General features: G+C 73.0%; 10 protein-coding genes. 4 read left to right on the top strand and 6 right to left on the bottom strand.

What is annotated here, in order from left to right:
* The first annotated feature begins 92 nt into the window (after positions 1-92).
* Entirely contained in the window at positions 93-695 is a 603-nt protein-coding gene (gene pth, locus LN652_RS08985; RefSeq protein ID WP_230444324.1) for an aminoacyl-tRNA hydrolase, read from the top strand.
* 57 nt (positions 696-752) lie between these two features.
* Here pth and LN652_RS08980 read toward each other — a convergent pair whose 3' ends face one another.
* From LN652_RS08980 to LN652_RS08970, 3 genes are all read right to left on the bottom strand, one after another.
* Positions 753-2,693, bottom strand: a complete 1,941-nt coding sequence (locus LN652_RS08980; protein WP_230444323.1) for an RCC1 domain-containing protein — start codon at positions 2,691-2,693, stop codon at positions 753-755.
* 141 nt (positions 2,694-2,834) lie between these two features.
* Entirely contained in the window at positions 2,835-7,652 is a 4,818-nt protein-coding gene (locus LN652_RS08975; protein ID WP_230444322.1) for a PKD domain-containing protein, read from the bottom strand.
* 117 nt (positions 7,653-7,769) lie between these two features.
* Positions 7,770-8,801, bottom strand: a complete 1,032-nt coding sequence (locus LN652_RS08970) for a sulfite exporter TauE/SafE family protein (protein WP_230444321.1) — start codon at positions 8,799-8,801, stop codon at positions 7,770-7,772.
* A 368-nt stretch (positions 8,802-9,169) separates the two neighbouring features.
* Here LN652_RS08970 and LN652_RS08965 point away from each other — a divergent pair, with 368 nt between their 5' ends.
* From LN652_RS08965 to LN652_RS08955, 3 genes are all read left to right on the top strand, one after another.
* Positions 9,170-14,599, top strand: a complete 5,430-nt coding sequence (locus LN652_RS08965; protein ID WP_230444320.1) for a PKD domain-containing protein — start codon at positions 9,170-9,172, stop codon at positions 14,597-14,599.
* 359 nt (positions 14,600-14,958) lie between these two features.
* Positions 14,959-15,906, top strand: a complete 948-nt coding sequence (locus tag LN652_RS08960; protein ID WP_230444319.1) for a hypothetical protein — start codon at positions 14,959-14,961, stop codon at positions 15,904-15,906.
* A 358-nt stretch (positions 15,907-16,264) separates the two neighbouring features.
* On the top strand, positions 16,265-17,194 hold the full coding sequence (locus tag LN652_RS08955; protein ID WP_230444318.1) for a hypothetical protein: 930 nt from the start codon (positions 16,265-16,267) through the stop codon (positions 17,192-17,194).
* Positions 17,195-17,256: 62 nt separating this feature from the next.
* Here the strand turns inward: LN652_RS08955 and LN652_RS08950 are convergent, their stop codons facing one another.
* The 3 genes from LN652_RS08950 to LN652_RS08940 form a co-directional block, all read right to left on the bottom strand.
* The gene (locus LN652_RS08950; RefSeq protein ID WP_230444317.1) at positions 17,257-18,393 is read right to left on the bottom strand and encodes a hypothetical protein; all 1,137 of its coding nucleotides are present in this window, start codon (positions 18,391-18,393) and stop codon (positions 17,257-17,259) included.
* Between the two features lie 186 nt (positions 18,394-18,579).
* Complete coding sequence (locus tag LN652_RS08945) at positions 18,580-21,645, bottom strand: lamin tail domain-containing protein (protein WP_230444316.1); 3,066 nt, start codon at positions 21,643-21,645, stop codon at positions 18,580-18,582.
* 124 nt (positions 21,646-21,769) lie between these two features.
* Positions 21,770-23,326 carry an oligosaccharide flippase family protein gene (locus tag LN652_RS08940; protein ID WP_230444315.1) on the bottom strand — a complete coding sequence of 519 codons (1,557 nt, stop codon included), beginning with the start codon at positions 23,324-23,326 and terminating at the stop codon, positions 21,770-21,772.
* Positions 23,327-23,334: the final 8 nt, after the last annotated feature.

Raw genomic sequence — 23,334 nt, 5'->3', positions numbered from 1 at the left:
CGGGCAGTTCCTCGCGCTGCAACGCGAGGAACTGCCCGGTCAGCGCATTTCAGCGCGAGGAAGTGCCCGCTCGACGATGGAAGGATGACGACGTGACCCAGCAGCAGGACCCCGAGCAGAGCGGCGCGTGGCTGGTGGTCGGCCTCGGCAACCCGGGCCCGTCCTACGCCGGGCACCGCCACAACATCGGCTACCTGGTCAACGACGAGCTGGCCTCGCGGATGGGCAGCCCGTTCCGCTCCCACAAGTCCGGGCGCGCCGACGTCGTCGAGGGGCGGCTGTCCATCAGCGGTCCGCGCGTGGTGCTCGCCCGGCCGCGGGCGTACATGAACGACGTCGGCGGCCCGATCAAGGCGCTCGCGACCTTCTACAAGGTCGCTCCCGACCACGTCGTCGCCATCCACGACGAGCTGGACATCGCCTTCGGCACGCTGCGGATCAAGCTCGGAGGCGGCGACAACGGCCACAACGGCCTGCGGTCGATGCGCTCGTCGTTCGGGACCGGTGACTTCTACCGGGTGCGCGCCGGCATCGGTCGCCCGCCCGGCCGCCAGGACGTCGCCGACTTCGTCCTGTCGAACTACTCGACCGTGGAGCGCAAGGAGCTGCCGTTCCAGGTCTCCGACGCCGCCGACGCGATCGAGACGCTGATCAGCGAGGGCCTCGAGAAGACCCAGCAGCGCTTCAACTCCTGACGTCCAGCGCGAGGAAGGGGGGAGGTCGGCGGGTTCCAGCGCGAGGAAGGGGCCCGGTCAGGCGGGGGGAAGCACGATCGTCCACGCGAGCGCGCGGCCCGACGCGAGCGCGGAGGTGGCCGACAGCGCCGGCACAGTCCCGGCCGGTACGTCTCCCTGGTCGCCGGCGACGGACGTCAGCAGGCCGGTGCCGCTTCCCGTCGTGGACACCCGCGGCGTCAACGCCGCCGGCAGCGTCCACCCGTGCGCCGTGCCGGTCTTGTCCGCGTAGTGGCGCAGCACCCGCGACCCCGCCAGCGCCACGGGCGCGGCCGGAGCGCTGTGGGTCGCGGTGAACGCGGGCTCGGCCCGTCCGACCGCGGTGGGCGCACCCGCCCCGGCGTAGGCCAGGAGCGCCAGGCTCGTCTTCGAGGTGGCGTCGAGGGTCAGGGTGAGGGTGGTCCCCGGGAGCGTGGTGCCGGCGGTGCGGGTCAGCACCCAGGACCGCAGGTCGGTGCCGTCGGACACGGTCGAGACGAGGGTCCAGCCCGCCGGGGTCGTCAGCGTGGCGGCCCGGTTGGTGGTCACCACCAGCACCAGCCGGTCGGTGGCCTGGACGGTCGGCGGCACGACCACCTGCGGGCGCGCGCTGCTGGAGTCGGAGGAGGCGGACGCCCGCCACGCGGGGCCGACGGGCGGGGGCGGCTCCTCGCTCACCGTGACGGTCCGGACCAGCGAGGCCGTCGCGCCCTCGTCGTCGGTGACCGTCAGCGTCACGTCGTGGCTGCCGGCTGCGGCGTAGGTGTGGGAGACGGACGTGCCGGAAGCGGTGGCACCGTCGCCGAAGGACCACGCCAGCGAGGCCAGCGCGCCGCCGTCGGGGTCGCTCGACCCGCTCGCGTCGAAGCTGCAGGACAGGCCCTGGCAGGACGACGTGAACGACGCGACCGGGTCGCTCGGCGGCGGGGGACCGGTCGGGGAGACCAGCACCACGGCGTACTCCTGGCCGCCTCCGCCCGCGAGCGTGGCGCCGGAGACTCCGGGCACCAGGACGGGGGTGGAGCGGTTGGTGGTGGTGCCGTCGCCGACCTGGCCGACGTCGTTGGCGCCCCACGCCATCACGTGTCCGTCGGCGAGCACGGCGACGCCGGTGTCGCGGCCCGAGCCGATCGACACGACGGACGCCAGGGCCCGGACGGCGACCGGCCGCGAACGGTTCGTGGTGGTGCCGTCGCCGAGGTTGGCGCGGTAGTTGCGGCCCCACGCCAGCACCGTGCCGTCGGCGCGCAGCGCGTAGGAGTGGTGCGCGCCGGCGATCACCTGGGTGATGCCCGACGCCACCTGGACGGGGGAGGTGCGGTCGGTCAGCGTGCCGTCGCCGACCTGGCCGTAGTCGTTGGAGCCCCACGCCCAGACCGTGCCGTCGCCGCGCAGGGCGAGGCCGTGGTCGCGTCCGCCGGCAATGCCGACGACCCCGGTGAGCGACCCGACCCGGACCGGGGTGGTGCGGCGCACCAGGGTGCCGTCGCCCAGCTGGCCCTCGTCGTTGCGGCCCCAGGCGACGACGGTGCCGTCCACGCGCAGGGCGTAGCTCATGTTGCGACCTGCCGCGATCGCGACCGCGTCGGCGAGCCCGCTCACCGTGACCGGGCTGCGGCGCAGCGTGGTGGTGCCGTCGCCGAGCTGGCCGTCGGCGTTGAGGCCCCACGTGCGGACGGTGCCGGTGGCGAGGAGCGCCAGCGAGTGGTTGTGGCCGGTCTCGACGGCGCTCGCGCCGGTGAGACCGGGCACCCGCGTCGGGGAGGGCAGGTTCGCCGTGCCGCCGGTGCCGAGCTGCCCCTGCTGGTTGCTGCCCCAGGTCCACACGGTCCCGTCGGAGCGCAGGGCGGCGACGTGCTCGCGGCCGCCGTGGACGTCGACGACGTCGTCGAGCCCGACGACCGGACCCGGGGTCGGACGTGCGGCGGTCGTGCCGTCCCCGAGCTGCCCGAAGCCGTTGCCGCCCCAGGTCCAGGGCACCCCCGCCGGCGCGAGGGCCGCCGGGGCAGGAGCGGCCGGAGCCGCGGGAGCGGCGGCGAGCAGCCCGAGCGCCAGGAGGGCCGCGGCCGCCCGGCACCGGTGCGGCGGTGCACGGCGGTCGCGACCCTCCTGGTGGTCATCTCAGCGGTCCAGCCGGAGCAGGATCGTCCAGGCCGTCGCGCTCCCGGACGCGCTGTCGGCCGTCGCGGTCAGCGGTCCGTAGGGCCCCTCGGCCAGCGGGCCGCCGGAGTCGGCCAGCACGCTGCACACGCGGCCGGCGTTGCTCCCGCAGATCGCCTGCCGCGCGGTGACGCCGCCCGGCAGGGTGAAGCCGGTGGTGGCCGACGACTTGTCGGCCCAGTAGGAGACCGCCCAGTCACCGGCGCCGGCCTGCACCGTCGGGGCCGTGTGGCCGGCCCGGACGACCGTCTCCGCGCTCGGCACCACCTGCGGGGCCAGCAGGTCGCCGCTGTAGGAGGCCACGGTGAGGGTGTACTTCGCGGCCGCGTCCATCGCGAACCGCACCGTCCGGCCCCCGTCGCCGGCCGCGGCCGCGCGGGTCCACACGAAGGTCTTCATGGTCCCCGAGGTCGCGGTGTCGGCCAGCGTCCAGCCGGTCACGCCGCTGCTCGGGTCGCCCGGGACGCGGGTGGCGTCGTTGAGCGACAGCACCAGGACCATCCGGTCGCCCGCCGACGTGCCGGCCGGGACCACCACGTTGGGCGTGGAGACGTTGCCCTGGTTGGCGTTGCTGCCGACCAGCGCGATCGGCCGGATCGCCACCGGCGAGACGGTGCGCGTCGTCGACCCGGTGCCGGCGTCGTTGTCGGTGACCGTCAGCCCGGGCGTGTAGGACCCGGCGTCGGTGTAGGTGTGGGTCGTCGTGGCGGACGTCGTCGTGTCGGACGTACCGTCGCCGAAGTCCCAGGCGTACGACGCCACGGTGCCGTCGCTGTCGCCCGAGCCGCTGGCGTCGAAGGTGCACACCAGGTAGCGGCAGGTCGTGGTGAACGCCGCCGTCGGCGGTGCGTTGGTCCGGGTCACCTGGACCGGCACGACGACCGACCCGCTCGCTCCCTCGTCGTCGGTGACGGTGAGGGTCACCTGGCGCGTCCCGGAGGTCACGAAGTCGTGGCTCGGGGTGCGGCCGGTGGCGGTGGCCCCGTCACCGAAGTCCCACGCCCAGGACACGACGGACCCGTCGGCGTCGGTCGAGCCGGAGGCGTCGAAGTCGCAGGCGGTGCTGGTGCACGAGGAGGTGAAGGCCGCCGCCGGCGCCTGGTTGGGCTCGACCGTGCGCAGCACGACCGACCACGTGGTCGCGGTGGCGTTGGCCGTGTCGGCCGTCGCGACCAGGCCGCCGTACTGCCCGGTCGGGACCGCGCCGCCGGAGTCGGCGAACGAGCTGCAGACGTGGCCGCTGCCGGTGCTGCAGACCGCGTGCCGCCCGGTCACCGAGCCCGGCAGCGTGAAGCCGGTGGTGGTGGCGGACTTGTCGGCCCAGTAGGACACGACCCAGGCCCCGGCGGGGGCGTCGACCAGCGGTGTCGCGTGGCCGGCCCGGTTGACCGTCTCGGCCAGGTCGGCCACCACCAGCGCGCCGCTGCGGACGCCGGAGTAGTCGGCGACGGTCAGGGTGTACTTCGCCGCGGCGTCGAGCGGGACGGTCACCCTCCTGCTCGCGTCACCCGCGACGGCCACCTTGCTGTAGAAGCGGGTCTGCATGCTGCCCGACGTGGTGGTGCCGAGGACGGTCCACCCGGTGATGCCGGTGGGCTCGCCGAGGACCCGGCTGCTGGAGTTGACGGTCAGCGCCATCACCAGCCGGTCGCCCGCCGAGACGGTCGACGGCGTCGTGACGTTGGGCGTGGAGACGTTGCCCTGGTTGGTGGCGCCGCCGACGTAGGACACGGTGCTGGCCGAGGGCGCCCCGACCACGACCCTCACGGTCGACGCGTCGTCGGTCGCGCCGTCGTCGTCGGTGACGACGAGGGTGGCGGTGTAGGTGCCGGGGGAGCCGTAGGTGTGGCTCGTCGTGGCGCCCGACCCGTCGGTCCCGTCGCCGAAGTCCCAGTCGAAGCCGGTGATCGTGCCGTCGCTGTCGCTGGAGGCCGTGGCGTCGAGGTCACAGGCGAGGAAGGCGCACGTCATGGTGAAGTCGGCGGTCGGGGCCGCGTTGGGCTTGACCACCACCACCTGCTGCGTGGTGCTGCTCGACAGCCCGCCGTCGTCGGTCACGGTGAGGGTGACGTCGTAGGTCCCGGACTCGGCGAAGTCCTTCTGCGGGGCCGGGCCGCCGGCCTCGTCACCGTCGCTGAAGGTCCACTCGTAGGCCGACACCGTGCCGTCGCCGTCGCTCGACCCGGAGGCGTCGAAGCTGCACGAGATGCCGGTGCAGCTCGAGGTGAAGGCCGCGGTGGGTGCGGTGTTGGGCAGCACGGAGGCGAGGAACACCGCGCGGCCGCGCCAGTCGACGGTGGTGTCGGCGACCGACGAGGTGCCGGTCGGCGCGCCGCCGGTGAAGCCGATCTTGAGCAGCTGGCCGTTGGTGGCGTTGACGACGTAGAGGGTGCTGCCGTCGAGGAACATCCCGCGGGTCGACGCCCAGGCGATGTTGCCGCCGGTCACGGTGTTCTCGATGCCGCCGATGATGCCGGCGTCGGGGTTGAACGCTCGCCAGAAGAGCGAGGCCTGACCGCTGCGCGTGTAGTAGATCCGGCCCTCGGAGTAGAACATGCCGGTCACGGTGCTGAGCTGGGAGTACCAGGTGGGCAGCACGCCGGCGTAGGTCTGCCCGACCGGGCCGCTGCCGGTCTCGACCGTGCTCCACAGCGGGTCGAGGTAGGGGTTGACCGCGGTGGGGGCACCGAACGAGGTGCCGTCGAAGGAGCGCCGGTAGAGCATCCCGTCGGTCTGCCCGTAGAACAGCGTGCGGCCGACCATCACGGCGTTGCGCACGGTGGTCCAGTCGAACGTGCCGGTGCTGACGTTGGCCTGCGAGGTGACCGAGGTGCCGTCGAAGGCGACCACCTTGGCGAGGTTCGCGTTGGAGGGTGCCGAGGTGTCGACGATCTCGATCGCGTTGATCTCGGGGTTGCCGAAGAGGGTGTGGGTGAAGTCGATGTTGACCGTGCCGTCGCTGGTGATGTCGAACGACTTCATCGTGCCGCGGTTGACGCCCGGGTCGACGTTGGGGTCGTAGCTCGACAGCTTGGTGACGCCGTCGATGAGGACGTTGAAGCGCCGGGTGAGGATCGAGCGGCTGGCGAAGTAGAGCCGGACCTGGGTGCTCGCGCCGGCCGGGACCGGGAAGGTCCACTGCATCTCGTTGCCGCCGGCGGGGTCGTTGCGCTCCTGCGTCCAGATGCCGAGCGGGGTGGAGGCGGGCACGTTGACCAGGCTGGTCGAGGCCAGCGCGCTCCAGGTGGCGGTGGTGCTGCCGGTGTTGTGGAACGTGCTGGTGGTGCCGTTGTCGGCCGCCCAGTCCGGTCCGTTGTCGGTCGACGCGATGGCGGCGCCGCCGGCGTTGACGCGGTAGAGGACGTTGGAGCCCGCGACCGGTGCGCCGACGTAGACGTTGCCGGGCAGGGAGCCGGAGGCGGTCGAGGCCGTGTCGTAGCCCTCGGAGTAGGGGAAGAAGGCGATCCGCGGGCGCTGGTAGCGGCGGTTGCCGATCCAGTCGGTGTCGCTCACCACCCAGACGCCGGCGTCGGTCTCGTAGATCTCGTAGGCCGCCTCGCCACGGGGGTTGCGCCCGGGGTTCCACTTCAGCGGGATGCCGGTCTGCGGGTCGAGCGCCGACAGCCCGGGTCGCGGCACGGCGCCCTGAGCGGCGCGGTCGGACCCGTTGGGGTTGTTCATCCAGCGGTTGTGGCCGCCGACGTAGACCGCGGAGCGGGTGACCTCGACGCCCCACAGGGTGTCGCCGCCGGAGTTGGTGACCCAGGTCGGCTGCAGCGCGGTGCCGACCGCGTAGGTCTCGAAGCGCGCCGCGGTGTCGCACAGGGTGCCGGAGACCGGGCCACCCGTGGTCGCGACCACGAAGAAGGACCCGTCGGGCGACATCTCGACGTCGCGCATGTAGCTGTCGAAGGCCCGCGGGGAGCAGATCGGGGTGTAGCGGGTGGTGTACCAGTCGGGCGACACGGTCGCCGTCGGGCCGGTGAGGTCGAGCATCACGATCTGGTCGCGGGCGAGACCACCGACGGTGCGGAAGTTGCCGACCACGACCACCCGGTCACCGGCCGCGCTGATCGCGGACTCCCGGATGCCGACGGGCGCCTGGGCCCCGGTGCCGGAGTTGTTGTGGTTGCCGGCGACGGTCAGGTCGAGGAAGGGGTCGAGGGCGCCGGTGGTGGCGTTGAGCGTCCCGAGCTGGCCGTGGGCCACCCCGCCGACCCTGGTGAAGAAGCCGCCGATGAGGAGCCGGTTGTTCGGCAGCAGCTCCATCGTCTCGATGCCGCCGTTGGTGGACGGGGCCTTGAAGGAGGTCACCGCCTGGCCGGTGTTCACGTTGAGGAGCTGGATGTGGTTGGGGCCCTTGCCGTTGATCTTGGTGAAGTCGCCGGCGACGTAGACGGTGTCGGGCGTGGGGCCGGGCATCAGCTGCTGGACCTGGCCGTCGACCGTGGGGTTGAAGGTCTGGCTGACCAGCCCGGTGGTGGCGTCGAAGGCGAAGAGGTTCTGTCGCGCGTACGGCGTGCCGTTCATCGGGTCCGCGACCTGGGTGAACAGGCCGCCCGCGATCATCGTGTTGCCGACCTGGACGATCTTGGAGACCTCGCCGTCGAGCACCCACGGCGTCTTCTTGCTGGGGACGTCGCCGGGCATCCGGTTGGCCGCCGGCGGCGCGGCCGCGGCGGAGCCGGCGGTCAGCGCGGTGGTGAGCACGGCCAGCGGCAGCGCGAGCGCGACGACGGAGACGAGGGCGGAGACGAGGGCGGTCAGCCGACGGAACACGGGGTCCTCCTGGAGGTGCGGGAAGGGGCCGAGAGCCACACGGCAGGTCCGTCGCCGGACCACCCCGGGCACCATTCGAACGGCTCGAGCGCCCGGACGGCGGGGTCGTGCAGGGGTCTAGCCACCTTTGGGTAAGTGGCTGGACGAGGGGGTCGGACGGGCCCGCCAGCCGCCCGGACGGTAGGCCGGGTCCTCGACCTGCTCGGGGGCGAGCGGCCCGAAGACCGGCAGCCCCGCGGTGTGGCGCACGATGCCCCACACGAGCGGCACGGCGGCGACCATCACCAGCCCCACGACCGCGACGAGCACCGGGTGCACGTCGTCGTCGCCGGCGCCCAGCGGCGCCCAGCCCGCCTTGTCGAGCAGCGCCACCCCCGACATCGTCAGCACGACCACGATGCCGCGGCGCACGATCGACTGCGGCACGCGGGGCGCCGCGAGGCTGCCCAGGATCGTGCCCGGCACCGAGCCGAGCACGAGCGGGATGGTCAGCGCGAGGTCGAGACCGTGCAGGGCGATGTTGGAGATCGCGGCCGCGAGGACCAGCGGCACGGCCTGGACGAGGTCGGTGCCGACCAGCCGGACGGCGGACAGGCCGGGGTAGAGCATGAGCAGCGCGATCATGATCACCGAGCCGGAGCCGACGCTGGTGATGCCGACCAGCAGGCCGCCGAGCGCGCCGACCAGGAGCGTGGGCACCGGTCGGATGGTCGGTCGCTCCTCGGTGGTGACGCCGCGCCGCATCCGGGCCAGGTTGACCCACAGCCGCAGCGCGTAGGTCAGGGCGGCGAAGAGCAGGGCGAAGCCGATGCACATCTTGAGCACGTGGTCGAGGTCGCCCGGCGGGGACAGCCAGCTGATCAGGTGCGGCCCGAGCAGCGCCATCGGGACCGAGCCCACCACCAGCCAGCCGGCCAGGCGCAGGTCGGGGGAGCCCTCCCGCTTGTGGACGATCGCACCGCCGGACTTGTAGACCGCTGCGGCGGTGAGGTCGGCGGTGACCACGGTGGCGGCGTCACCGACGCCGAGGAAGATCAGGGCCGGCGTCATCAGCGCGCCGCCGCCCATGCCGGTCAGCCCGACCACCACCCCGACGACGAACCCTGCCGCCACGACGGCGAGGAAGGTCGTCAGCACGACGTCCTGCACGGGGACCACCTCCTGTCCGCGCTGGCGCGGTCGGCACCGTCCGGACGCGGTGCTGCGGTGCCATCCGATCCGGACGCGGCGGGAGCCGGGGGCGTGCGGGAGCGATGTCCCACACATGGGGGAGGCGAGCCACGGTCGCGTCAGGTCGTCCTCGTTACCTGATCTGGGTGATAAGCCGCGGAGGGTCGGTCCACGGCCACCGTCCCTGCCTACGTTGCCGATCGACACCTGTCCGCGTCGACACTGCGTTGCCGTGTGCGGGCCCCGGAACGACACGGCTCTTCGAGGAGTGCGGCATGACGGCTAGGCGGCAGAATCACGTGGGGCGCACACGACGCAGTGTCGCGCTGTCGTCGGTGGGGGCGCTGGTGGCTGCCCTCCTGGGAGTGGTAGCCGCGGCGACGCCCTCCGCGGCGGCGGACACCATCACCTTCCGCGCCGCGACCCAGGCGGCCTGGAACCAGACGACCGCGCGGGTGACGATCCCCGCGACGGTGCAGGCGACCGACGGGATGCTGCTGTTCGTCACCACGAACACCGACGTCACCCTCACCCCGCCGGCCGGCTGGACGCTCGAGGGCACGCGCCTGTCGAACGTCGACACCGAGACCACGCTCTACAGCAAGGTCGCCGAGACCGGTGACGCCGGGCGCAACGCCGCGGTCACCCTGTCGCAGACCGCGAAGAGCTCGATGACGCTGCTCGCCTACGACGGCACCGCCGCCGACCCGGTCGCGGCCTTCGCGTCCGCGGCCGAGGTCAACCCCGCGAAGTCCGCGCACGCCACCCCCGGCGCTGCCGTGGCGACCGCGGGCTCCTACGTGGTGTCCTACTGGGCCGACAAGTTCGGCCAGGAGACCAACGGCTGGACGCTGCCCGCCGGGCAGACCCAGCGCTCGATCGTGTCGGGCGTCGGCGCCGGGCGGATCTCCGCCGTCGCCTCCGACCAGAACGCCCCCGTGGGCGTGGGCGCCAGCCCGGCCCGCACCGCCACCAGCGCCGTGTCGAGCTCGAAGGCGACGATGTGGACGGTGGTCCTCCAGGCCGACCAGTCGGCCGACCCCAACGTCGCGCCCGTGGCGTCCTTCACGACCGCGTGCCCGACCGCGACCTGCACGGTCGACGCGTCGGCCTCGACCGACACCGCGCCGGGCACGATCGCGTCGTACGCGTGGAACTTCGGTGACGGCACCACCGGCACCGGCGTCTCGACGACGCACACCTACGCCACCAGCGGCAGCAAGACGATCACCCTCACCGTGACCGACAACCAGGGCCTGAGCGCCACGACGACCCGCACCGTCAACGTCACCGTCGGTGGCGGCACCGGGGGAGCGGGCGACCAGCCCCGCCCGGGTCACACCCGTCTGGTGCCGAGCACGCCGCGCGCCAACACCCCGCGGATCAGCACCGGCGAGATCTGGGACATCGAGGTCGTGCCGCAGCTGAACCGGGTGTTCATCGCCGGCAACTTCACCTCGATCCAGAACAACGCGACCGGCAACACCACGACCTACCAGCAGGCGGGCCTGGCCAGCTACAACTACCAGACCGGCCTCGTGGACGCGCAGTTCCGCCCGACCTTCAACGGCGGCGTCGCGGCGGTCGAGGCCAGCCCGGACGGCACCAAGCTGTTCGTCGGCGGCTCGTTCAACACGGTCAACGGCGTGGCCAAGCAGAAGGTGGCCAGCCTCAACCTCACGACCGGCGCGCCGCTGAGCACCTTCGGCTTCACCAACTCCACCAACAACCAGGTGCAGTCGCTGGCCGCCACGAACTCCACGCTCTACGTCGGTGGACGGTTCTCCCGCATCAACGGCGTGCTGAAGACCGGTCTCGCCTCGGTCAACGCCGCATCGGGCGCCGTCGACACCGGCTTCTCCAACGACCTCGCGGGCGGCATCGGCGTCAACGGCCAGCTCGGCGTCCCGCAGCTCAAGCTGACCCACGACAACAGCAAGCTGATCGTCGTCCACACCGGTCGCCAGATCGCCGGCCAGGACCGTCTCGGCGTCGGCATCATCGACACCGCGTCCAAGCAGCTGCTGCCCTTCCGCACCCGGCTCTGGGACGAGAACCTCGCCCGGGTCGGCGGCGTGACCCGCATCTGCTGCGCCGACGTGGCGCCCGACGACTCCTACTTCATCGTCTCCTCCGGCTCGGGCGGCGACGCCCCGCCGATCAGCGACACGGTGGTCGCCTACCCGCTCACCGCCACCTCGCTGCAGAACGACGACGTCGACGAGCTGTGGCTCTCGCGCCACTTCGACTCGATCTACTCGCTGGCGATCACCGAGAACGCGGTCTACGTCGGCGGCCACTACCAGTTCATCGAGTCCCCGACCTCCTGCACGGCCGAGCCCTGCTACCCGGGCCTGACCAACGTCGGCTACGGCACCGGACAGGGCCTCGCCGGCTACGGCCTCGGCGACGCCGTGGTGCGCCGTGACCACATCGCGGCGCTCAGCCCGACCGACGGGCGCGCGCTGGAGTGGAACCCCACCGGGGGCTCGAACTCCTTCGAGGGCAACAAGGCGATGGAGGCGACCTCCCGCGGCCTGTTCATCGGCGGCGACGGCCAGTTCCAGGGCGGCGTCCGCACCGGCCGGGTCGCGTTCTACGACTTCAACAGCGAGACCTTCCCGGCCGCGCTCCCCGACACCACGATCACCGCCCCGATCGAGGGTCGCGTGGTGGCCAACAACGTGCCGACGACCATCACCGGCACGGCACGCGTCAGCACCGGCACCGTCGGCCGCGTCCAGGTCTCGATCCGCGACCGCGACTCCGGCCAGTACCTCCAGGACGACGGCACCGCCTTCACCACCTTCGGGGCCGGCGCCAACACCCTGAACGCCACGCTGTCCGGCACCGGCACCACCCGCAGCTGGTCGATCCCGGCGACCATCACGGTCAACCGCAACATGATCGTGTCGGCCACGGCCTTCACCGCCGCCACCGGCGGCACCGGCGACTCGACCCCGGCCACCAAGAAGTTCGAGTCGTTCAGCACCGACGACCAGACGCCGACCACCAGCATCACCGGTCCCAGCGGCGTTCAGACCTCCACCACCTTCACCGTCACCGGCACCGCCAACGACGACAAGGGCGTCAACTCGCTGACCTACTGGTTCCGCGACGAGGCGGGCCGCTACCTCCAGAACGACGGCACGGTCGACGACATCTACAACACCTTCCGCGGCCAGCCCGACGTCGTCGGCGCGACCAACGCCACCTGGACCTACGAGGTGACGCTGCCGCACGAGGGCATCTGGCGCGGCAGCGCCACCGCGGTGGACACGACCGGTCAGGCCGACCTCCGCAGCGCCACCCGCGACTGGAACGTCGACTCCACGGCCGTCGCGCCGACCGTGACCATCAGCGCGCCCGTCGACATGACGCCGCCGTTCGCGGTCCCGGCGGTCAGCGTCCAGCCCGGCAGCCGGGTGACGTTCGCCGGCACGGCGACCGACGACGCGGGCCTGAAGAACGTCGAGATCTCGCTGCGCAACACCTCCACCGGCGAGAACCTCGGCAGCGACTGCACCTGGGGCATCGTCAGCGCCGGCAACTGCCGGATCTCCCCGGTGGACATCAGCGGGTCCAACTACAACTGGAGCTGGACCACGCCGTTCAACCTGTCGGCCGGCACGTACACGTTCACCGTGCGGGCCACCGACGACGAGGACCTCACCACGTCGACCACCAACCGGGGGTCGCTCACCCTCAACGCGCAGTACCAGGGCGACCTGCCCCCCGACACCATCATGTCCTTCACGCCGCCCACCGACGGGTCGCTGACGGTCAACCTCCAGGGCTCGGCCACCGACGACCTCGGGGTCGCCAGCGTCCGCGTCACCCTGCAGGACCGTGACACCGGTCGCTACCTGCAGGCCAACGGCACCATGTCCTCCACGCTCGCCTTCCGGCAGGCCACCCTCGGCACCCCGGGCGCCACGAGCACCACCTGGTCGCTGCCGCCGATCACGCTGCCGACCGGAGGCAACTGGCGCTTCACCGCGACGTCCTACGACGCCGCCAACAGCCAGCAGGACCCGACCCCCGCGACCGGCAACTGGCAGGTCTACCCCGGTGACGGGCTGCCCACGCTGTCGGAGACGCTGGGCCAGCCGGTCAGCGGCACGACCTTCGACGCCGGCAAGATCGTCGTCACCGGCCGGGCCGAGGACGCGCCCGACCAGTTCGCCGGCATCTCCGCCGTGCAGGTCGGCATCGTCAACGCCTCCGGCCAGTACATGAGCTCGACCGGAACGTTCACCAGCACCACGCCGAGCTTCCGGACCGCGTTCCTCAACAGCCCGGGAAGCGCCGGGTCGAACTACTCCTACACGACGCCGGTCATCCCGCCCGGCACCTACAGCGTCGTCGTGCAGTCGGTCGACGTGCACAACCAGGTGATGAACCCGCCGCGGACGGCGACCGGCATCGTGGTGACGCAGCCGGCCAACAACCCGCCGGTGCCCAGCTTCACCTACACCTGCAACCAGAACGTCTGCACCTTCGACGGTCGTGGCTCGACCGACGAGAACGCCGCGTCGCTGACCTACTCCTGGAGCTTCGGCACCCAGGGCACGGCGACCGGTCCGCTCCCCACCAAGACCTTCACCGCGCCGGGCACCTTCCCGGTCACCCTGACGGTCCGGGACGAGTGGCAGGTCTCGGCGACCACGGTGGCGCAGAACGTGACCATCGCGGAGCCGGCCGGCAACAGCGCCCCCGTCCCCACGTTCGTCCAGAGCTGCCTCGGCACCACCTGCTCGGTCAGCAGCCAGGGCACGGCCGACCCCAACACCGGTGACACGATCGCCTACTCGTGGAACTGGGGTGACGGGACGCCGGTGAGCACCGGTGCCTCGCCGGCGGCACACGCCTACGCAGCGCCCGGCAACTACACGATCACGCTCACCACCACCGACGGCTGGGGCAAGGCGGCCTCGACGACGCGCAGCGTGAGCCTGAACGAGCCGGCCAACAACACCGCGCCGGTGCCGCAGTTCACCTCGAGCTGCCTGTCCTTCACGACCTGCAGCTTCAACAGTGCCGGCACGGTGGACAACCAGGGCGACACGATCAGGTACGCGTGGACCTTCGGCGACGGTGCCACCAGCACCGCGGCGAACCCCTCGCGCACCTACGACGTGGCCGGCACCTACACGGCGACGCTCACCGCCACCGACGTCTGGGGCAAGAGCGCGTCGGTGAGCAGGGTCGTGACGATCCAGGAGCCGGCGACCAACAACGCGCCGACCGCGGTGATCGCCTCGGGCACGTGCACCGCCTTCACGACCTGCGCGATGAGTGCCACGGGCAGCAGCGACCCCGACACGGCGGCCGGTGACGGCGTCCGCAACTACGTCTGGTCGTGGGGCGACGGCACACCCGACACCACGGGCACGTCGGCCAGCCAGTCGCACGTGTTCCCGATCGCCGGGACCTACACGGTGACCCTCCGGGTCGTCGACAAGTGGGGCCGCTCCAGCACGGCGGTGACCCGGAGCGTGACCACGCTGTCCGAGCCGGCCGGCAACAACCCGCCCACGGTGACCTTCACGACCAGCTGCACCGCGCTGGTCTGCGCCACCAACAGCACGGGCACGGTGGACTCCGACGGTGGCATCCGGTCGTACTCCTACAACTGGGGTGACGGCACGGCGGTCAGCACGACGGCCAACGCGTCGCACACCTACGCGGTCGCCGGCACGTACACGATCGCGCTCACCGTGACCGACAACTGGGGGCGCACGACCACCGCGAACCGCACCGTGACGGTGCCCTGACCGGGGGCGTCGAACCCGCTCGTGACGGGACCGTGGGCCTCCGGGCCCGCGGTCCCGTCACGCGTGTCGGACAGTCGTTGGCACGCCCGTTGACACTCGTCGTCACCCACTTCGGGACACCGCCGGTGACCGGCCGCGGCGGCCGCCGAGGAGGGTCCCGACGACTTGACGGCCTCGCGAGGGGTGCGGTGGACTGCCGGAGGTTTGGCGTGCATCGCCCACCGGCACGGGGGTCTCGGTCGGTGGGGGCGTCAAGCCGGCATCCCGCCCCGCGGATGTCGCCCTCGTCCCCCAGCGACGTGGCCCCCGGTGCCCCTCGTGCACCGCCCTGCCCCGGCCACGCCGACCCGGAAGGTCCCATGGAACACGTCTCCCGTCGTCACGTCCTCCAGCTCGTCGGAGCCACCGGTGCCGGAGTCGCCGGCGCCTCCACGCTCGGCACGCTGCCGGCCGCCGCCCGCCAGGGCGGCCGCGGCCGACGCACCGGCATCCGCAGCATCCAGCAGCTCCGCGTGCCCCTGGTCGGCATGAGCGCGCCCGTCGAGGACTGGGCCGAGCGCCACGCGCTGGTCGGTCCGGGCGTCGGCGCCCGCCGCATCTTCGCCGACCTCGCCGACGGCCCCACCTCCCAGCTCCGGCTGGTGCGCGAGGCGCACGCCGCCGGCCAGCTGCCCGTCATCTCCTACAAGGCCGGCGGCGACGTCGCCGACGTCCTCGCCGGGCGCTACGACGCCGTGGCCGCGGAGGCGGCGGCCCGGCTGGCGTCCTTCGGCAAGCACACGGCCGTGACCTTCTGGCACGAGCCGCACGGCAACATGACGCCCGCCGAGTACGTCGCGGCGAGCAAGCGCCTGGTGCCGATCCTCAAGCGCGGTGGCGCCAAGCTGAAGGTCGGCCCGCTGCTCAACGGCTGGCTGCTCGACCGCCAGGCCGACCTGTTCGCCCAGTACGCCCCTGACGAGCTGCTGAGGAAGTGGGACTGGTTCGGCCTCGACACCTACGAGTCGGGCACGATGGAGAGCCCGGGCTCGGTCAAGCCGGCCTCGCGGATCCCGGCCGCGCGGCAGTTCCTCGCCTCGCGCGGCTTCGACCTGCCGATCGGCATCGGTGAGTACAACGGCTACTCCGCCGCCACCATCACCGAGGCCGGCAACGCCCTGCTGGACACCGACAACGTCTGGTTCGGCTGCCTCTGGAACACCACTGGCGGCAAGGGCGTGGAGCTCAGCGGCGACCGCCTGACGGCGTTCCGCGGCACCCTGCAGAAGGCGCGGACCCGCCGCGCCCGGCGTCGCAAGCGCCTCTGACACCCGGCACCGGACGCCTCTGTCACGCTCGGTGACACCGTCCGTCACACTGCGCGTCACCCGGTCGGTGACACCGGGCGTGCCCCTTCGAGGGTCACGTCTGGTGACGCGCGGGCACGGCTCCCCGGGCGTCCCACGGACCGGTCCCGGCGACTTGACCCCTCGTCCGAGGTGGGGTGGACTGCCGGTGGTTTGGCGCACGTCATCCACCGGCCCGGGGGAGCTCCGTCGGTGGTAGCGCTCCAACGGCATCCCGACCCGAGGATGTCGCCCTCGTCCCCCCTCGTCCCCCCAACGGCGTGGCCTTCGGTGCCCCTCGCGCACCGCCCTGCCTGCCCACGCCGACCCGGAAGGTCTCATGGAACACCTCTCTCGTCGTCATGTCCTCCAGCTCCTCGGAGCCACCGGTGCCGGCGTCGTCGGCTCCTCCGCACTGGCCCCGCTCGCCAGCGCCGTCCCCGACCCGGGGACGGATGCCGCGGCGGTCCCGCCGCCGTCGGGGCCCCTGATCGGGATGAGCTCGCCCGACCGCCAGTGGGCGACCCGCATCGCGCAGGTGGGTCCGGGCATCGGCGCCCGCCGCATCTTCGCCGACCTCGCCGACGGCCCCACCTCCCAGCTTCGGCTGGTGCGCGACGCGCACGCCGCCGGCCAGCTCCCGGTCATCTCCTACAAGGCCGGCGGGTCCATCGCCGACACGCTCGCCGGGAGGTACGACACCGTCGCCGCGCAGGCGGCCGCGCAGCTCGCGGCGCTCGGCAAGCCCACGGCCGTGACCTTCTGGCACGAGCCGCACGGCAACATGACGCCGGCGCAGTTCGTCGCCGCCAACCGGCGGATGGTCCCGATCTTCCAGCGCGGCGGAGCCTCGCTCCGGGTCGGCCCGCTGCTCAACGGCTTCCTGCTCGACCGCCAGGTGGCGACGTTCGCCCAGTACGCCCCCGACGACCTGCTGGCACTGTGGGACTTCTTCGGGATCGACACCTACGAGGCCGGCACCATGACCAGTCCCGGCACGGCGAAGCCCGCGCCGCGCATCGGCGCCGCGCGGACGTTCCTCACCCAGCGCGGGTTCGCCACGATGCCCCTCGGCATCGGTGAGTACAACGGGTACAGCGCCCGGACGATCACCGACGCCGGCAACGCCCTGCTCACCACGTCCGGCGTCTGGTTCGGGTGCCTGTGGAACAGCACGGGCGGCAAGGGCGTGGCCCTGAGCGGCGACCGCCTCACGGCCTTCCGGGGCACCGTCGCCGCGGCGGCCGCCCGCAACGGGCTGATCGGCTGACGGGCTGATCGGCTGACGGGGTCCTGACGGCTCCCGGGCGTGGCCCGGGGGCCGTGGACCCGTCAGGCCCGGGCGGCGACCAGCGTCTGCTGGAAGGCCGCCAGCCGCTCGCCCTCGAGGACGTGGCCCTTGCTCTCGGTCGAGTTCCACAGGCACCCGAACCACACGTGGGGGGTCTCGAGGATCGCCGTGCCCGCCGCGGCGATGGTCGCGGCGGAGTAGCCGTTGTACTCGCCGACGCCGATCGGCATGGTCGGGTGCCCCCGTGTGGCGAGGTAGGCCGACAGCGCCGGCAGGCGCTGGGCGGGCTTCGCGGGCCCGGGCGAGGCCATCGTGCCGGACTCGTAGGTGTCGATGCCGAACCAGTCCCACAGCGAGAACAGGTCGTCGGGACAGAAGCTCGTGAAGACGTCGACCTGGTTGTCCAGCAGCCAGCCGTTGAGGATCGGTCCGACGCGGAGCTCGCCCTGCCGGAACGCGGGGAGGATCCGACGGCTCGCGGCGGCGTACTGCTCCCCGGTCAGGTCCCCGTAGGGCTCGTGCCAGAAGGACACCGCCGTGGGGAGCCCGTAGGACGCCAGCCGCGCAGCCGCCTGCTGCGCGACGGCGTCGAACCGCCCGGCCGCCGCGCCCGCGGCGTCGCCGCCGACCTTGTAGGAGACGACCGGCAGCATCCCCGCGGCGTGCGCCTCCTCGACGAGCCGGAGCTGGGTGTCGGCGCCGTCGGCGAGGTCGGCGAAGATCCGGCGCGCGCCGAGACCGGCGCCGACCTGGGCGACGCGCAGGTCCCACTCCGGTGCGGGCGCGCTCATCCCGATCAGGGGGCCGGTGCCGCCGACGGTCACCTCGGGCCCGACGACCTCGTAGGCGACCGTGCGGCGGAAGACCCTGCCGTCCTTGCGGCGGACCACGGCCGTGACCACCCCGCTGCCCGGCTCGGTCGGTCGCGCCGTCCAGACCTGGGAGCGACGGTGGCGCGCGGTGCGCGTCCACACCAGGCCGCTGTCGTCCCTGACCCGGATCCTGCGCGGCTGGTGGAGCCGCTCGACGACCGTGAGGGTCAGCAGCTCACCCGGGCGCACGGTGCTCGGGGCCAGCTCTGCGCGGACCTTCCGGCGCCGGCGCGCCGCACGGGCGGGCGTGAGGACGCCACCGCCCGCGCCGAGGGCGCCCGCGGCGACGGCGGAGAGCTGGAACACGGATCGACGGGAGAGGTGCCGCACTGTCTCGAGCCTTTCGAGGGGTGGTCGAGGCGTCCGTCGGCCCCCGCCCGCACACTCGCACCCGGGGTGGGCGCGGCGTGCGACGGACGGCAGCACCGTACGGGAGGGGTCCGTCGGGCTGTCAACCGTCGGGGCGCCGGTCGTGGACACCCCGCGGGGCTGTCAGCGGGCCACCACCGCGGCCGACCGTGCGGAGGACGCACCCGTGCCGACGGCGTTGACGGCCACGACCTCGAACCGGTACGTGCCGGCCGCGAGGGCGAAGTCGTACTGCTTGACGTTGGGGCCGAGCAGGCGCGACGTCTGGCTGCTGAGGACGGTGGCGTCGGCCGCGGCCGAGCTCATCCGCAGCGCGACGACGCGGTAGCCGGTGATCGCCGACCCGCCGTTGCTGGTCGGTGCCGTCCACCGCGCGATGGCGCTGAGCGTCCCGCCGGCGGCGCCCTGGGCGGGGGTGCCGATCACCGGGGCCCCGGGGACCGTCGCGGCGTTGCTCGGCGTGACCGCGTTCGACAGCGCGGAGTACGACCCGGTGCCGGCGCTGTTGGTCGCGGCGACCTGGAGCCGGTAGGCGGTGCCGTTGGTGAGCCCGGTGACCGTGAGGCTGGTCGCCGCGGCGCCGGCCGGGCGCAGCGCGCCGACCTGCGTCCCGGCGCCGTTGACGACCCGGACCTGGTAGCCGGTGACCGGCGACCCGCCGTCGTCCGTCGGCGCGGTCCACGCCACCGTCGCGGTGGCGTTGCCCGCCGTCGCCGTGCCGACCGTGGGGGCCGCCGGGGCGGTGACGACCGGGCCGCTGCTGCGCGGGGTGCCGGGCGTGCCGGAGCCGGTGGACAGCGCCCAGCTCGCGCCGGCGTCGTTGTCGGCGGCGGGGTCGAGCAGCTCGAGCGACTCGCCCGCTGCCGGGACCGGCCAGCCGGCGCCGCCGTAGGACACGGTGTCGGCCAGGCTGCCGTCGGGCCGGGTCAGGGTGAGCGTCCCGGTGGCGGGCAGCGCACCGGCGAACCGGTCGCCGACGAACACCCCGGGGCCGTAGGCGGTCCGGAAGGCGGGGTCGTTGGCGACCAGGGTCATCGCCGAGCGGGCCGGGACGACGGTGCCGGGCTGCACGGTCGCGGTGGCCGAGCCGCCGAGGGTCCAGCCGCTGAGGTCGACGGCCTGGGTCCCGGGGTTGTAGACCTCGACGAACTCGGCGCCGTCGCCCGTCGCGGGAGAGTGCTGGATCTCGTCGATCACGATCGAGGGAGCGGCCGCCTGGGCGGCCGGGACACGGGTGTCGGTGGCGAACGCGGTCCGGCGGGCGGTGAGGTCGTTGAACAGCCGCCGGCGGAAGGTCGCGTAGTCCACCGGGTTGCCGGGGTAGGGCCAGGCGGCGTAGTCGAGCGCCGCGACCGGCTGGGTCGGACCGTAGGTCGCGTCGTAGAGCGCCTCCATCCGTCCCGGTGCGAGCAGGTCGTCGACCAGCGTCCGCAGCCGGCGGAAGTACATCGTGCGCCAGGTCGGGTCGGCGAGGACCGCCCGCATCAGGGCGCTGGTGTTGTCGCCCGGCTCGGCCGGGGTGACGAACGGGCTGTTCACGTTGCAGCAGCCGTTGCCGAGGGTGTGGTCGAGGTCCCACGGCAGGATCCGCCAGCGCCCGGTGACCGAGTCCTGCACGAGGTAGAAGTTCTTCGACGAGGAGTCGTGGTGCTCGACGATCGCGGTGACCGCGGCGTAGTTGATCATCTGCGGCAGGTCGGCGCTGGCCAGCAGCGCGTTGCGCTGGGCGGCACCGGTGGCCCGCACGCCGCTGACGAAGGCGCTGATCGGCGCGAAGTCGGTCTCGTCGGGGGCCTTCTTGGAGAACTGCACGGTGATCGGGCGGGTCGAGAACGCGCTCGTCTCGGCCTCGAAGAACTGGTCGTCGTCGTAGCCCTCGCGCTCGCGCCAGGTGCCGTCGTAGGTCTCCTGCAGGTTGTAGAGGCCCTGGAACGCGCCGTTGCGCTGGGTGCGGACGGGGAACATCGTGTGGTCCTCGAACCCGGCGCGCTCGTAGGCGTCCCACGACAGCACCGCGCGGCCGTGCGAGCGGTCGCTCCAGTCGGCCTGCATGTCGATCTCGTCGACCGGCTCGACGAACAGCCCCGGCAGGTCGAAGTCGTAGCCCGACGGCGTCTTGAACTTCCAGCTCACCTTCGGGTCGTTCTGCGAGGCGTGGCCCTTGATCTCCATCGAGACGTTGTCGTAGACCACGCCGCCGTAGGCGATCGCGCCGAAGCGCAGGATGTCGGTCGTCGGGTTGGCGACCATCTGGTTGTAGTCGGCGGGCGCGATGAACCACTCCCACTGCGGCAGCGGGCTGCTGACGCCGCTCGGCACGACCACCCCGCGGTAGACGACCGTGTCGTCGACCCGGGGCGACCGGGTGGTGGCGACGGCGTTGGTGGCCTCGACGCGGTAGCGCAGGAGGTGCCCGGCCGCGGCGCCGGGGATGGTGGCGGTGAAGGTGTCGCCGCCGGCGGCGGTCATCGCGACCGACTGCTCGGCGGCGAAGTCGGTGCGGTAGCGCAGGGTGGCCGACGTCTGGCCGGTGATGGTCGCGGTGACCGTCACCGCCTCGCCCGGAGCGGGGGCGGTGGTGCTGGGCGTGACCCCGGTGATGCGCGGCCCGAGCCCGGCGCGGCGCACCGAGTTCGGCGCGCCCGGGGTGCGCCCGGCCGCGTTGGTCGCCGACGCCCAGTTGAGGGCGTCGTTGTTGTCGAGGGTGGCGTCGACGAGCTCGAGGGAGGGGCCGGTCCCGTCGGCGGTGACCGGCCACGGGTCGCCCTCGCCGTAGGCGACGGTGTCGATGGTGGCGCCGGTGGCGTCCCTCAGCGCGACGGTCTCGCCGGAGTTGGAGAGGTTGCCGCCGTAGACCGCGGCGGGTGCGGAGCCGTAGGACGCCTGGAACTGGACGGCGTCCTTGGCGACCACGAGGAAGCCGCCGGGGGCGATGCTCGTCCCGGCCGGCAGGGTGAGCGTGATGCCCGAGAACGTCCAGCCCGACAGGTCGACCGCGGTGCTGCCGGTGTTGAGCAGCTCGAGGTAGTCGTCGCCGTCGAGGTCGGAGACCGCGTGGTACATCATCTCGTTGATGACCACGTCGGTCGCGGCTGCCGTCGCCGGCACGCTGGTCGCGACCGCGAGGCCCGCGGCGGCCGTGGCGGTCGCGGTCAGCATCGCCGCGAACCGGTTGGTGTGTGTGGTCATGTCACGCCCCGTCCGTCGCAGGACCGCGGTCGCGGGTCGCGACCCGGTCCTGCTCGCAACGTAGGTCGCGCGCCGACCCGCCCTCCAGCCCCGGATTGGTGAAACCCGTGCTGAGCCCGTCGGGTCAGGTGCCGGCGGGCATGCGGGGCGAGGGCACGGCGGGTCGGCGCAGCGCGGAGCGGAACGCGGCGAGCCCGAGGGTCTCGCGCCACGACCACACGAGCGCGAGGTAGGCGGCGAGCGCGACGGCGGTGAGCGACGCGTCGGCGACCAGGCCGGGGTCGCGCACCGCCATGACGGCGCCGACCGCCCCGAAGCAGCCGACCGCGGCCGCGCCGACCTGCACCGCGGGCCGGGTGACCGGCCACATCGCGAGCTGGCGGCGGACCTGGAGCAGCGGCAGCAGGTTGCGCACGACGATGGCGACGGACCACGCGATCGCGGCGCCGCGGATGCCGTCGAGCGGGATCAGCACGACGTTCAGGCCGACGTTGACCGCGAGCGCCACGGTGCTGTTGCGCAGGCTCAGCCAGCTGCGTCCCGCCATCAGCAGCACCGCGTCGACCGGCCCGCAGGCCGTCGCCAGCAGCATGGTCAGCGAGAGGATCACCACGACCTCGGAGGCGACCGAGTAGCCCTCGCCGAAGACCTCCATCAGCATCGGGGCGAACGCCGCAAGCACGAGGTAGAGGGGCCAGCTCGCGATCATGCTCCACCGGGTGGCGGCCTGGAAGACGGCGTTGGCGGCGCGGTCGTCGCCGCGGGCGAACAGCGTGCTCATCTGCGGCGACAGCGCCTGCTGGACCGACTGGACGAAGAGCTGCCCGAGCACGATGAACCGGCTGGCCGCGGTGTAGAGCGCGGCCTGCGCGGGCCCGGCGAGCGCGGCCACCATGACGATGTCCGAGCGCTTCAGCGCGGTCTGGGTGACGCGGGCGATGCCGCGCGCCGCCGTGTAGGACCAGAACTCCCGGGCGATCTCCGACCAGGCGGTCGTCGCGACCTGGCCGTGCGCGCGACGGCGGACCAGGCGGGCCAGCCACAGGGACGAGGCGAGGAGCCCGGGGACGTAGGCGAACGCCCAGGCCAGCGCGAGCATCGTCGGGCCGCCGCCGGAGAGCCAGGCGAGCAGCACCAGCACCGACTGCAGCCCCAGCCGGCCGACGTTCTCCACCACCACCGTCGGCCGCATCGACCCCGCGCCCCGCGTGGCCGCCACCACGAGGTCGTGCAGCGCGGCCACCGGGAGCACGAGTGCCAGCACCCGCAGCATCCCGGTCATCGTGTCGGCCTGCTCGTCACCGACCAGGTAGGGCGCGAGCGCGGGCGCCAGCGCGTAGGTCGCGGCGCCCACGCAGAGCGAGAAGCCCAGGACGGGGGCGATCGCGACGGTGAGCGTGCGGCGTACGTCGCCCGCCCGCCCCGAGGCCAGCTGGGTGGGCAGCCAGCGCACCAGACCGGTGTCGGTGCCGAGCAGCGCGACCGACTCGAGGATGAGGAAGGCGGCGGTCGCGGCGAACAGCGTGCCGGCGACCTCGCGGGAGAAGCCGTTGGTGACGATGACGACCAGCGCGACGCCGAAGATCCCGCTGAAGCCGGCCCCGATCACGCTGATCGTCCCGCGGCGCGCGAGGCGCTCGAGCTGGGGGGCGTGGCCGCCCGGCGGGTCGGTGGTGCTCATGGCGGGGA

Origin of the sequence: Nocardioides okcheonensis (assembly GCF_020991065.1) — a bacterium.
GTDB classification, from domain to species: Bacteria; Actinomycetota; Actinomycetes; order Propionibacteriales; family Nocardioidaceae; genus Nocardioides; species Nocardioides okcheonensis.
Note: the sequence above shows the minus strand (reverse complement) of the source record. Positions and strands in the feature narration are given on the sequence as shown.

Excerpts from the sequence above, each read along its gene's own strand:
- LN652_RS08960 (WP_230444319.1), top strand. The coding sequence starts at position 14,959 with ATGGAACACGTCTCCCGTCGTCACGTCCTCCAGCTCGTCGGAGCCACC.
- LN652_RS08955 (WP_230444318.1), top strand. The coding sequence starts at position 16,265 with ATGGAACACCTCTCTCGTCGTCATGTCCTCCAGCTCCTCGGAGCCACC.
- LN652_RS08945 (WP_230444316.1), bottom strand. The coding sequence starts at position 21,645 with ATGACCACACACACCAACCGGTTCGCGGCGATGCTGACCGCGACCGCC.
- LN652_RS08940 (WP_230444315.1), bottom strand. The coding sequence starts at position 23,326 with ATGAGCACCACCGACCCGCCGGGCGGCCACGCCCCCCAGCTCGAGCGC.